The organism is Streptomyces sp. NPDC037242, assembly GCF_055604165.1.
Window position 1 is genome coordinate 210,914 of sequence record NZ_JBVJUY010000003.1, and the last position, 12,856, is coordinate 223,769.

Genomic DNA, 12,856 nt, shown 5'->3' on the forward strand with positions numbered 1-12,856 from the left:
CTGCCCCGCAACGATGTCGAACAAAGGGAGCCCCCATTCCGCCCCCCCCCCCCCGGGCCCCCCCGGCCGGGCGCCTGGTCAGGTGGGGGTGGGCGGGCCGCAGCTCCGCGCGGTCCGGGTCAGCCGGTGAAGCCCGCCGTGATGGAGGTGAACTGCCAGTCGTTCTGGGCGATGCCGGAACAGGTCTCCTGGAGTCCGCCGCCGGGGCAGCCGCGGTCGCGGTTGACGGACCAGAAGGCGAGGCGGGCGATGTGGTGGGAGTTGGCCCAGTCGCGGATGTCGGTCCAGTTCTGGATGGTGGTGGTCTCCTGGGTGTCGCTGATGCCGTTCATGCCCGAGATGCCGATGTGGGAGTAGGCGGTGGCGTCGTCCCAGCCGAAGGCGGACTTGAGCTTGGCCTTGAGGCCTTCGGTCGCGCTGACGGTGCTGGCGTACATGTCGGTGGAGGCGTTGCCGAAGTCGAACGGCATGATGGTGAAGACGTCGATGTCGGCGCCCAGCGCCTTGGCCTGGTCGATCAGGCGGTTGCCCCACGAGGTCGGGCCCGTGGTGCTGGTGCCGAAGGTGAGGATGGTCTTCAGGCCGGGGTTGTTCTGCTTGACGATCTTGAGCGCGCCGAGGATCCGGTCCTGGACCACGGCGTTCTCGAACTCGTCGGTGTTCTCGATGTCTACGTCGATGGCCTTGAGCCCGTAGGCGTCGATCACCTGCTGGTAGGCGGCCGCCAGGGCCTGCGCGGAGCCGCAGTTGGGGCCGAGCTTGTTGCCCTGCCAGCCGCCGATGGACGGAACGATGTCGCCGCCCGCGGCCCGGATCGAGTTGATGGTGCTCTGGTCCACACCGCCGGTCAGCGCCCGCTGGCCGTCCCAGGCCGGGTTGCACCCACCGGAGGAGAGGATGAAGGCCATGGTGAACCACTTCGCGCCGGTGGCGTTCATGACCGTGGTCGCGCTCGGCGGGTTGCCCCAGCCGAGGTAGAGGTAGGGCGCGGCCTGCTTGAAGCCGGTGGGCGTGGGCCCGTTGTCGGTGGTGATGGTGGCGGCGTTGGAGGCCGGCGAGGTGTTGCCCGCCAGGTCGCGTGCCCGGACGGTGAACGTGTACGCGGTGTTGGGGCTCAGGCCGGCGACCGTGGCGCTGGTGGTGGTGGACGTGGCCACCTTGGCGGCGCCCTGGTAGATGTCGTAGCCGGTGACGCCCACGTTGTCGGTGGAGGCCGTCCAGGCGAGCGAGACGCTGGAGGAGGTCCTGCCGGTGGAGGAGAGGCTGCCCGGGGTGGTCGGCGCGACCGTGTCGGTGCTGCCGCCGGGGCCCTCCAGGGTCACGTCGTCGGCGTAGTAAGTCCCTTGCCCGTACCAGCCGTTGAGGTAGATCTCGGCACTGGTCTGGGAGGCGCCGGTGGTGAAGGAGACGGTGAGTTTGGTGTATGCGGTGGCGGAGGGGGTCCAGGTGGACGCGCCGCCGGTGACGCCGAGGTACACGTAGCTGCCGCGGACCCAGGCGGACAGCGTGTACGTGGTGCTGGGCCGGACGGCGACGGTCTGGGTGCACTTGGCGTTGTCGGCCGAACCCGCCGCCCCGGCCAGGGCCTTGCTGCCGCCGTGCACGGGGGAGCCCACGACGGAGCCCAGGCCCCCGCTGCAGGACCAGCCGGCCGTGGTGCCGGCCTCGAAGTCGCCGTTCGCGAGGAGGTTTGCGCCGAACGCGGAGCCGGGTGCGCTCAGCACCGCGGCCGCGCCGAGCAGGGTGGCGCCGAGGCCGCAGGCCAACCGGGTACGAGTGCGAGTACGGGTACGGGTACGGGTACGCAAGAAGTGCCTCCGTGGGGGGAAGGGGAGCAGCACGAAACGTGCCTTGCAGCCGCTGGGAAGGCGCGGGGGAGATGGGGGAGCCCCGCTGTCGGCCCAATGCCTGGGCCTGGTGGGGGAGTTGACGCCTTGACCGCCCCCGTGGCTGGGAACCTATTCCTCCGGATGGGTAGCCGTCAATAGGTCTGGACCAATCTGGCGACTGGCGGGCGCGCACCGACGGAAAAACGTCCAGGCCGGGCCGGTGTGGGCCGGCCCGGCCTGGACGCTGCGATCGGATGGGTCAGAGGAGTCGGACGAGTCAGACGAGGTCGAACCGGTCGAGGTTCATGACCTTGTCCCACGCGGCGACGAAGTCCTTGACGAACTTCTGCTTCGCGTCGTCGCTCGCGTAGACCTCGGCGAGCGCGCGCAGCTCCGAGTTCGACCCGAAGACCAGGTCGGCGCGGCTACCGGTCCACTTGACCTGGCCCGTCGCGGAGTCACGGCCCTCGAAGGTGTTCGCGTCCTCGGAGGTCGCCTTCCACGTCGTGCCCAGGTCGAGCAGGTTCACGAAGAAGTCGTTGGTCAGCGACCCGGGGGTCGTGGTGAGGGCTCCGAGCGCCGACTGCTGGTGGTTCGCACCCAGGACGCGCAGGCCGCCGACGAGGACCGTCATCTCGGGGGCGCTCAGGTTCAGCAGGTTCGCCCGGTCGATCAGCAGGTACTCCGCCGGGAGCCGGTTGCCCTTGCCGAGGTAGTTGCGGAACCCGTCGGCGGTCGGCTCCAGCGCCGCGAACGACTCCACGTCGGTCTGCTCCTGCGACGCGTCCACCCGGCCCGGGGTGAAGGGCACCTGGACGTCGGAGCCGGCGTCCTTGGCCGCCTGCTCGACGGCGGCGGCGCCGCCGAGCACGATCAGGTCGGCGAGCGAGACGCGCTTGCCGCCGGACTGGGCCGAGTTGAAGGCCTCCTGAATGCCCGTCAGGGTACGCAGCACCGTCGCCAGCTGGTCGGGCTCGTTGACCTCCCAGCCGCTCTGCGGCTGGAGGCGGATGCGCGCACCGTTGGCACCGCCGCGCTTGTCGCTGCCGCGGAAGGAGGACGCGGCCGCCCACGCGGCGGACACGAGCTGGGACACCGACAGGTCCGAGGCGAGGACCCGCTCCTTGAGGGAGGCGATGTCGGCGGCGTCGACGAGCTCGTGCGTCACCGCGGGCAGCGGGTCCTGCCACAGCAGCGTCTCGGCCGGGACCTCCGGGCCGAGGTAGCGCACGGCCGGGCCCATGTCGCGGTGGGTCAGCTTGTACCAGGCGCGGGCGAAGGCGTCGGCGAACTCGGCCGGGTTCTCGTGGAAGCGCCGGGAGATCTGCTCGTACGCCGGGTCGATGCGCAGCGAGAGGTCGGTCGTCAGCATGGTCGGGGCGTGGCTCTTGGACGGGTCGTGGGCGTCCGGCACGGTACCCGCACCGGCGCCGTCCTTCGGCCGCCACTGGTGCGCCCCGGCGGGGCTCTTGAACAGCTCCCACTCGTATCCGAAGAGGATGTCGAAGAAGCTGTTGTCCCAGGTGATCGGGGTGTTCGTCCAGATGCCCTCAAGGCCGCTGGTGATGGCGTCGCCGCCCTTGCCGGTACCGAAGGAGTTGCTCCAGCCCAGGCCCTGCGCCTCCAGCGGGGCGGCCTCGGGGTCGGCGCCCACGCTGTCCGCCGGGCCCGCGCCGTGGGTCTTGCCGAAGGTGTGGCCGCCGGCTATCAGGGCGACCGTCTCCTCGTCGTTCATCGCCATCCGGCGGAACGTCTCGCGGATGTCGCGCGCCGCGGCGATCGGGTCCGGGGTGCCGTTGGGGCCCTCCGGGTTGACGTAGATCAGGCCCATCTGCACCGCGCCGAGGGGGTTCTCCAGCTCCCGGTCCCCGGTGTAGCGCTCGTCGTCGAGCCAGGTGGTCTCGGGACCCCAGTAGACGTCCTCGTCGGGCTCCCAGACGTCCGCGCGACCGCCGCCGAAGCCGAAGGTGCGCAGGCCCATCGACTCCAGGGCGACATTGCCGGCGAGGATCATGAGGTCGGCCCACGAGATGCTCTGGCCGTACTTCTTCTTCACGGGCCACAGCAGGCGGCGGGCCTTGTCGAGGTTGCCGTTGTCCGGCCAGCTGTTGAGCGGGGCGAAGCGCTGCTGGCCGGCCCCGGCGCCGCCGCGGCCGTCGCTGATGCGGTAGGTGCCCGCGCTGTGCCACGCCATGCGGATCATGAGGGGGCCGTAGTGCCCGAAGTCGGCGGGCCACCAGTCCTGCGAGGTCGTCAGGACCTCGGCTATGTCCTGTTTCACGGCCGGGAGGTCGAGGGTCTTGAACGCCGCGGCGTAGTCGAACTCCTCGCCGAGCGGGTTGGCCACGGCCGGGTTCTTGGCGAGGATCTTCAGGTTGAGCCGATCCGGCCACCACTGGCGGTTTCCGCCGCCTTGGGTGGGGTGCGGGGCGCGCTCGTGCGCGACGGGGCAGCCGCCGCCCGCGCCCTCCGCCTTCGCGTCTACGACGATTGCATCATGGTTCTCAGACATGGGAATCCTTCCGGACCAGCTGGATCACGGTGCTCAGGAATTGCATACGGTCCCTTGGCTATCAACGAAACCGATCCTACGATGGACAGAATCCAAGTCAAGAAGAACACCAAGCCCATATTCAATCGGATCCCGGACGTCCACCGGTAAACTTCGGGGTATCCCGCCTGACCTGAATAGGTGAGCCGATATGAGTGACCTGCTGCAGCGGCTGCGAGGGCGCGGCTGGCGGATGACATCCCAGCGGCGGGTCGTCGCGGAGGTTCTCGACGGCGACCACGTGCACCTCACGGCGGACGAGGTGCACGCCCGCGCGGCCCAGAGGCTGCCGGAGATCTCCCGGGCGACCGTCTACAACGCCCTGGGCGAGCTGGTCTCCCTCGGCGAGGTCGTGGAGGTCTCCACGGACGGCCGCGCCAAGCGCTACGACCCCAACGCGCACCATCCCCATGCGCACCTCGTCTGCTCGAACTGCGGACTCATCCGCGACGTCCACCCGACCGGGAACCCGCTGGCCGACCTCCCGGAGGGGGAGCGGTTCGGCTTCACCGTGTCCGAGGCCGAGGTCACTTACCGCGGGCTGTGCCCGGACTGCGGATAAGCAATCCCGGGCAGCTCTCCATACGAGTTCCGGCCAGGTGGCCAATTTCGTGCGGCACTCGGCGGAAGGTGCCGGCGGAAGGCGCCCGGCGGACAAAAGCCGGGGTCAGACGCCTTCTTTTGTGCCCCTATCTCTTCTTCCTGAGCGATCACCGCCGGCATCCGCCGGCCCCCGGGGAGGTTGTCCACAGGTTCCGGCGGATGGAGCCGGGGTGTCGGCGGGTGCCGTTAGGCTTCGGGAATGGCTCTTCCGGACGCTTCCCCCGAGATCTCCGATGCTCTGACGGTGCTGCACCGCGTCTTCGGCTACAGCTCCTTCCGCGGTGAGCAGCAGGAGATCATCGAGCAGGTCGTCGGCGGCGGCGACGCGCTCGTACTGATGCCGACCGGCGGCGGCAAGTCGCTCTGCTACCAGATCCCGGCGCTGGTCAGAGAAGGCACGGGCGTCGTGATCTCGCCGCTCATCGCGCTGATGCAGGACCAGGTGAACGCGCTCACCGCCCTCGGCGTGCGGGCCGGATTCCTCAACTCCACGCAGGACCCCTACGAGCGGCAGGCCGTCGAGCAGGCCTTCCTCGCGGACGAGCTGGACCTGCTCTACCTGGCTCCCGAGCGGCTGCGCACCGAGAGCGCGCAGCGGCTGCTCGACCGGGGCAAGGTCTCGCTCTTCGCGATCGACGAGGCGCACTGCGTGGCCCAGTGGGGCCACGACTTCCGGCCGGACTACCTCGCGCTGTCCATGCTGCACGAGCGCTGGCCGAAGGTGCCGCGGATCGCGCTGACCGCCACGGCCACCGAGGCCACCCACGCCGAGATCGTCAGACGGCTCGGCCTGGAGGACGCCCGGCACTTCGTCGCCAGTTTCGACCGGCCGAACATCCAGTACCGCATCGCCCCGAAGAACAACCCGCTCAAGCAGCTGCTGGAGCTGATCCGGACCGAGCACGACGGGGACGCGGGAGTCGTCTACTGCCTCTCGCGGGCCTCGGTGGAGAAGACCGCCGCCTTCCTCGTGGAGCAGGGCATCGACGCGGTGGCGTACCACGCCGGCATGGACTCCCGTACGCGGGCCGAGAACCAGGCGCGCTTCCTGCGGGAGGAAGGGGTCGTGGTGGTGGCCACGATCGCCTTCGGCATGGGCATCGACAAGCCGGACGTGCGCTTCGTGGCCCACCTCGACCTGCCGAAGTCGGTCGAGGGCTACTACCAGGAGACGGGCCGCGCCGGCCGCGACGGCGAGCCGGCCACGGCGTGGCTGGCCTACGGCCTGCAGGACGTGGTCCAGCAGCGCAAGCTCATCGACGGCTCCGAGGGCGACGACACGCACCGCCGGTCGCTCGGCATGCACCTGGACGCCATGCTCGCGCTGTGCGAGACGGTCGACTGCCGCCGGGTGCGGCTGCTGGAGTACTTCGGGCAGACCGGCGGCCCCTGCGGCAACTGCGACACCTGCCTGACGCCGGCCGAGTCCTGGGACGGGACGGTCGCCGCGCAGAAGCTGCTGTCCACGGTATGGCGGCTCGCGAAGGAACGGCGCCAGAAGTTCGGCGCCGGCCAGATCATCGACATCCTCCAGGGCAAGAAGACGGCCAAGGTCATCCAGTTCGACCACGACGGGCTCTCGGTGTTCGGCGTCGGCGCGGACCTGAGCACCGCGGAGTGGCGCGGGGTCGTGCGCCAGCTGCTGGCGCTGCGGCTCCTGGCGGTGGAGGGCGAGTACGGGACGCTCGTACTGACGGAGGAGAGCGGCGAGGTCCTCGGAGGGCGCCGCAGCGTCCCCATGCGCAAGGAGAAGGCGGTCGCCGGCCCGTCCCGCAAGGAGTCCGGGTCGCGCTCGGGCAAGGGCGCCCGCGTACCGGTCGACCTGCCGGCCGGGGCCGAGCCGGTCTTCCTGGCCCTGCGAGCCTGGCGGGCCGCGACGGCGAAGGAGCAGGGCGTACCGGCGTACGTCGTCTTCCACGACGCGACGCTGCGGGAGATCGCGACCCGGCTCCCCGCCACGGTCGAGGAGCTGGCCACCATCGGCGGGGTCGGCGAGGCCAAGCTCACCAAGTACGCCGAGGGCGTCCTCGACACCCTGGCGGAGTGCAACGCCGCCGGCCCCGCCCCGCAGGCCCCCGCCGCAGCGGATCCGGCGGCGCCCGCGTCGACGGCGCGGCCCGCGGGGCCGGACCCCGAAGAGCCGCCCTTCGACCTGGACGAGGAGATGGACCCGCCCTGGGACGACTGGGAGTAGCCGGACCTGGGGCGTACTCCTGTGCGCCCCATGTGCTCCTTCGACGGCTCCGGCCGCCGCGCGTACGGTTCCGGGCCATGAGCGGATACGCGATGGAACCGGCCATGCCGACGGAAATCGGCGCCCAGGTCCTGCCCCCCACCGACCGGTGGTCCACGACCCCCGTGGTGCCCGCACCGGTCTGCCGTTTGGAGAACTTCCTCGGCGCGGAACGTGCCGGCGCCCTGCTGGCGTACGCGATCTCCCGGCAGGGCGACTTCAACCGGGGGACGGTCCTGGACCCCCTGTCGGGCCAGGTCTCCCGCAAGGGCCGCAGCTCGCTGGTCCTGCCCGTGACCAGCTCCGTGTTCAGCGGGCACCTCGCGGACTGCCTGCCGCTCGTCCAGGAGGTCCTCGGGCACGGGGCCGCGCTCACGCAGACCCTGTCGGTCCTGACGGCGCACGGCGAAGGAGGGCACTACGGCATCCACACCGACGCCTCACGGGTCCGCGACGTCGGCACGGCCCTGTCCGCGGTGTACTACCTGCACCGCAAGCCCCGCGGCTTCGCCGGCGGCCAGCTCCGGCTGTACGACACCCTGCTCCACGAAGGCGCCGCCCGGCCTGCGGAGTCCTACCGCACCATCGAACCCGAGCACGACACCATCGTGTTCTTCCCGGCCGGCGCCTTCCACGAGGTCGTACCGTCCACCTGCCCCAGCGGGCAGTTCGCCGACCACCGGTTCACGCTCACGACGTGGATCAGCGGCTCCGGGTCCGCCTCGCCGACGGCCGGCGCCCCGTCCGGGATCTGGGAGTGGATGGCCCGCGCGGCCGAACACACCCGTCCGCTCGCGGACATCACGAGCGACCACGACGGCGCCAGTCCCGTCGACCTTCCGGCGCCGCGCAGCCGCCCGTAGTCAGGGCCGGCCGGTCAGATAGCCGCCCATGGAGGTGAAGTACTCCGTCGCGGGCAGCTCCCGCCCGTCCTCGGTCCGTACCCGGGTGATGGCCAGCCCGTGGTTGCGGCCGGTGCGGGCGTCGGCGCCCGCGACGATCACCACGCCGTCGCCCTCGCGGTAGAAGACGCGCCCGGGCGTGCCGCCGTAGCGGCCCTGGGACACGCACGCGGCCAGCACTTCGAGCCGCCTGCCCTTGTGGAAGGTGAAGGCGCTGGGGTACGGCTCGGACTGGGCGCGGACCAGGCGGTCGAGGTCCTCGGCGGGCCAGGTCCAGTCGATGCGGCTGTCCTCGACGGACCGCTTGTGGAAGAAGCTCGCCTGCGACCGGTCCTGCTTGGTGAACTCCGCCCGTCCGGAGGCGATGAGGTCGAGGGCGCCGACGGTGACCGGGGCGATGAGGTCGACGGTCCGGTGGAAGAGGTCGGTGGCGGTGTCCTTCGGCCCCACCGGTACGGCCTCCTGCCGCACGATGTCGCCCGCGTCGAGTTCGTCGTTCATCATGTGCGCGGTGACGCCCACTTCGGTCTCCCCGTTGATCAGCGCCCAGATCAGCGGGGAGAAGCCGGCGTACTTCGGCAGCAGTGCGTCGTGCACGTTCAGGGTGCCGTGGCGCGGGAGCCCGAAGACGCGCGGGGGGAGCCAGGTGCGCCAGTTGTTGGCCACGATGATGTCCGGGTCGGCCTCCTTGAGGCGCTCGAACAGCTCGTCGTCGTCGGGCCGGTTGCGGATCAGTACCGGGACGCCCTGCTCTTCGGCGAGGTCGGCGACGGAGTCGCTCCAGATCTTCTCGTAGGCGTGCTCGCTCTTGGGGTGCGTCACGACCAGCACCACGTCGTGCTCGGAGTCCAGGAGGGCTTGCAGGGTGCGGTGCCCCCAGGTCTGGTAGCCGAACATGACGACCCGCATGGGTTCCTCCTTGGAGCAGGGGGGTTGGCCAAAGTCGAGTAAAGCAAGCCTTACCTAACTCTGCAACGGCGCCTATCCGTAAGGGAGTTGATGATCACGCCCCATTCCGGCTGTCCGGTTTGTCTATCGACAGTTCCGCTGAACCAAGCTTAGCCTTGCCTAAGTTCGACCGACGGCTGCCTGCCTCCCCGGTGCGGTGGCTGCCCCCCGCACGATGGGAGTGACATGGCACAGGCTCGTCCTGGCGACGCCCCGTTGATTCACGACCTCATTGGGATCGGCTTCGGGCCGTCCAACGTGGCGATGGCGATCGCGGTCAGCGAGCACAACGCGCGCGTCGGCCGGCCGGAAGCGATCACCGCCCACTTCTTCGAGCAGCAGCCGCGCTTCGGCTGGCACCGAGGCATGCTCATCGACGACGCGACCATGCAGGTGTGCTTCCTCAAGGACCTCGTGACGCTCCGGAACCCGGCCAGCGAGTTCAGCTTCCTGTGCTACCTGAAGAGCAAGGGGCGGCTGATCGACTTCATCAACCACAAGAACCTCTTCCCGCTGCGGGTGGAGTTCCACGACTACTTCGAGTGGGCCGCGGACAAGGTCGACGACAGGGTCTCCTACGGCCACGAGGTCGTGGGCGTCACGCCCGTCGTCCGCGACGGAGTCGTGGAGCACCTGGACGTGACGGTCCGGTCGGGGGAGGGGCTCGCGCTCCACCGCGCCCGCAACCTGGTCATCGGCACCGGCCTGCGGCCCCTGATGCCGGACGGCATGGAACGCACCGACCGCGTCTGGCACAACTCCGACCTGCTGGCGAAGGTCGACGCGCTGGAGGGCGCGGACCCCTCCCGGTTCATCGTCGTCGGTGCCGGGCAGAGCGCCGCCGAGAACGTCGCCTACCTGCACCGCCGCTTCCCCGGGGCCGAGGTCTGCGCGGTCTTCTCGCGCTACGGGTACAGCCCCGCCGACGACAGCAGCTTCGCCAACCGGATCTTCGACCCGGACGCGGTGGGCGAGTTCTACCTCGCCCCGGAGCAGGTCAAGCGCAGGCTGATGGACTACCACGGCAACACCAACTACTCCGTGGTGGACGTCGATCTGATCGACGACCTCTACCGGGAGATGTACCGGGAGAAGGTCCTCGGCACCGAGCGCCTGCGCTTCCTCAACGTCTCCCGGCTGACCGCCGTCAGCGAGACCTCGGGCAAGGTCCACGCCACCGTACGGTCCCTCGTCACCGGGGAGGAGACCCCCCTCGACGCGGACGTCGTGGTCTTCGCCACCGGCTACCGCCCCGCCGAACCGCTCGGCCTCCTCGGCGAGGTCGCCGACCTCTGCCTGCGCGACGAGGAGGACCGCGTCCGGGTCGAGCGCGACTACCGCATCGCGACCGACCCCGAACTGCGCTGCGGCATCTACGTGCAGGGCGGTACGGAGCACACGCACGGCATCACTTCGTCCCTGCTGTCCAACACCGCCATCAGGGTCGGCGAGATCCTGGACTCGCTCCTCGACCGGGGCCTGAAGTCCGACCCCGACGAGGTCCGGACGATCGCCGACGGGACGGGCAGCACCGCTCGTCAGTGACGCGGCCCTAGGGGATGTCTGACGGATCTCCGCCGCTCCTTCCCCACGGACATCCATCAGACACCCCCTAGCCGGTCCGCAGGCGGGGTTCCCGCCGGTGGAGCGAAGGGATGAAGTACAGCGACATGGGCACGATTGCAGTGGAGCGCCGCCCCGCGCCGCCGCCCGGGGCGCGGGTCCGTCGGCGACGGATCGTGGGTCTGGCGGCACTGGTACTGGTCCTCCTGGCCGCGGTGGTGGTGTCGTTGGCCGTCGGTGCGCGCGCCCTCAGCCCGGCCGAGGTGTGGCACGGGCTGTCGGCGTCGCCGGACCCCGACCGGCGGCTCACCGAGATCAGGCTCATCGTGCGGACCGTACGGGTGCCCCGGACGGTGCTCGCGGTCGTGGCGGGCGTGGCCCTGGGGGTCGGCGGGGCGCTGATCCAGGGGTACACGCGCAACCCGATCGCCGACGCGGGCCTGCTCGGGGTGAACTCGGGCGCCTCGTTCGCCGTGGTGACGGTGATCGCCCTGTTCGGGTTCGCCGACCCGTTCCAGTACGTCTGGTTCGCCTTCCTGGGCGCGGCCGTGGCGGGCGTCGTCGTGTTCGGGCTGGCGAGCATCGGCCGCGGGGCCGGCAACCCGCTGACGCTCGCACTGGCCGGGCAGGGGGTCACGGTGTTCCTCGCGGCGATGACCACGGCGGTCGCGCTCTCGGACCAGGCGTCGCTGAACGCGCTGCGCTTCTGGAACGCGGGCTCCGTGGCCGGTGTGGGATTCGACGTCATCCGGCCGGTGGCCGTGTTCATCGCGGTCGGGCTGGTGCTGGCGCTGACCACTCTGCCCGCCGTCAACCTGCTCAACCTGGGCGACGACGTGGCGCGGGGGCTCGGCGTGAACATCGCGCGGACCCGGGCCGTAGGCATCGTCGCCATCACCCTGCTGGCGGGAGCGGCGACGGCGGCGTGCGGACCCATCGCCTTCCTCGGCCTCATGGTGGCCCACGTGGCCCGGTACCTGACCGGGCCGGACTACCGCTGGCTGGTGCCGTACGCGGGTCTGCTCGGCGCCGTCGTCCTGCTGGTCTGCGACATCGCGGGGCGCCTGCTGGTGCGGCCGGGCGAGTTGGACGCGGGTGTCGTCGTGGCCCTCCTGGGCGCGCCGTTCTTCGCGGTGCTGGTGTGGCGCGGAAAGTTCAAGAGCGCATGAACGGGGCTGATGTGAAGCCGGTGGTGGCGCCGGGCGTCCGGCTCGGCGGGGTGTCGTTCGTATGGCGGCCGTGGATCGTGTGCGTCACGCTGCTGCTGGCGGCGGCGACCTTCCTCGTGTTCTGCCTGTCCATCGGAGTCGGGGACTTCCCCATCGGCCTGCCCCAGGTGGTCGCCACGATCCTGGGGCGGGGCGAGCCGGTCGACGAGTTCGTGATCATGGATCTGCGGATGCCGCGGGCCCTGGCCGGGTGCGTCGTGGGCGTCGCGCTGGGGGTGTCCGGCGCGATCACCCAGTCCGTCGCGCGCAACCCGCTGGCCAGCCCGGACATCCTGGGGATCACCGGGGGCGCCGGCGCGGTCGCGGTGTTCCTGGTGACGGTGTCGGGCGGGACCGCCACGGCGGTCGTCGATGCCGTGGGCCTGTCCGGGGCGGCGCTCGCGGGCGGCCTCGGCACGGGCCTCCTCGTGTACTTCCTGGCGTGGCGGCGCGGGATCGACGGCTTCCGGCTCATCCTCATCGGCATCTCGGTGAGCGCCGTGATGGAGGCCGTCACGACCTGGCTGCTGGTCCAGGCCGACATCAGGGACGTGGCCCGGGCCCAGGCATGGCTGATCGGCTCGCTGGACAACCGGTCGTGGGACGAGGTCACCGTCGCGCTCTGGTGCACGCTCGCCCTGATGGCCGTCGTGGCGGGTGCCGCGTTCCAGTTCAAACCGCTGCACCTGGGCGACGAGGTCGCCGCGGGCCTGGGCGTGCGGTACTCGGCCGTCCGGGCGGTCCTGCTCCTGTGCGCGGTCCTGCTGGCCGGCGTGGCGGTCAGTGCGGCGGGTCCGGTCCCCTTCGTCGCGCTGGTCGCGCCGCAGGTGGCGATGCGCCTGGCCAGGTGCCCCACGCCGCCGATGGTGGCCTCGGGCGTGGTGGGGGCCCTGCTCCTGATCGGCTCGGACCTGGTCGCGCGTACGGCGCTGCCGATCGCCCTCCCGGTCGGCGTGGTGACGGCCGCGTTCGGTGGCCCCTTCCTCGCATATCTGCTGGTGCGGGCGAACCTCCGCTAG

The 12,856-nt window shown here is 70.8% G+C and carries 9 protein-coding genes; 6 read left to right on the plus strand and 3 right to left on the minus strand.

Going from position 1 to position 12,856, the window contains the following annotated elements; all coding sequences use genetic code 11:
* Window positions 1-119 precede the first annotated feature (119 nt).
* Together ACZ7GJ_RS06360 and katG are read right to left on the minus strand one after the other, a co-directional pair.
* Window positions 120-1,808, minus strand: coding sequence for a carbohydrate binding domain-containing protein (locus ACZ7GJ_RS06360; protein WP_470749996.1), 1,689 nt, complete (start codon window positions 1,806-1,808; stop codon window positions 120-122).
* Between the two features lie 298 nt (window positions 1,809-2,106).
* A complete protein-coding gene (gene katG / locus ACZ7GJ_RS06365; RefSeq protein WP_470749998.1) occupies window positions 2,107-4,341 on the minus strand; it encodes a catalase/peroxidase HPI in 2,235 nt (744 codons plus the stop codon).
* A gap of 190 nt (window positions 4,342-4,531) precedes the next feature.
* Here katG and ACZ7GJ_RS06370 point away from each other — a divergent pair, with 190 nt between their 5' ends.
* The 3 genes from ACZ7GJ_RS06370 (at window position 4,532) to ACZ7GJ_RS06380 (ending at window position 8,079) form a co-directional block, all read left to right on the plus strand.
* Complete coding sequence (locus ACZ7GJ_RS06370; protein WP_470750000.1) at window positions 4,532-4,942, plus strand: Fur family transcriptional regulator; 411 nt, start codon at window positions 4,532-4,534, stop codon at window positions 4,940-4,942.
* 240 nt (window positions 4,943-5,182) lie between these two features.
* Window positions 5,183-7,177, plus strand: coding sequence for a DNA helicase RecQ (gene recQ, locus ACZ7GJ_RS06375; RefSeq protein ID WP_470750002.1), 1,995 nt, complete (start codon window positions 5,183-5,185; stop codon window positions 7,175-7,177).
* A gap of 77 nt (window positions 7,178-7,254) precedes the next feature.
* Window positions 7,255-8,079, plus strand: a complete 825-nt coding sequence (locus tag ACZ7GJ_RS06380; RefSeq protein WP_470750003.1) for a 2OG-Fe(II) oxygenase — start codon at window positions 7,255-7,257, stop codon at window positions 8,077-8,079.
* On the opposite strand, the gene ACZ7GJ_RS06385 is transcribed toward ACZ7GJ_RS06380, so the two are convergent.
* Window positions 8,080-9,027, minus strand: a complete 948-nt coding sequence (locus ACZ7GJ_RS06385) for a methionyl-tRNA formyltransferase (protein ID WP_470750005.1) — start codon at window positions 9,025-9,027, stop codon at window positions 8,080-8,082.
* A 225-nt stretch (window positions 9,028-9,252) separates the two neighbouring features.
* Between ACZ7GJ_RS06385 and ACZ7GJ_RS06390 the strand changes: the two genes are divergently transcribed.
* The 3 genes from ACZ7GJ_RS06390 to ACZ7GJ_RS06400 all read left to right on the plus strand — a co-directional run bounded on the left by ACZ7GJ_RS06390 (window position 9,253) and on the right by ACZ7GJ_RS06400 (window position 12,856).
* Window positions 9,253-10,611 (plus strand): lysine N(6)-hydroxylase/L-ornithine N(5)-oxygenase family protein, encoded by a 1,359-nt coding sequence (locus ACZ7GJ_RS06390; protein ID WP_470750007.1) that lies wholly within the window; start codon window positions 9,253-9,255, stop codon window positions 10,609-10,611.
* Window positions 10,612-10,736: 125 nt separating this feature from the next.
* On the plus strand, window positions 10,737-11,798 hold the full coding sequence (locus ACZ7GJ_RS06395) for a FecCD family ABC transporter permease (RefSeq protein WP_470750088.1): 1,062 nt from the start codon (window positions 10,737-10,739) through the stop codon (window positions 11,796-11,798).
* A complete protein-coding gene (locus ACZ7GJ_RS06400) occupies window positions 11,795-12,856 on the plus strand; it encodes a FecCD family ABC transporter permease (RefSeq protein WP_470750009.1) in 1,062 nt (353 codons plus the stop codon). The genes ACZ7GJ_RS06395 and ACZ7GJ_RS06400 overlap by 4 nt, the downstream gene beginning before the upstream one ends.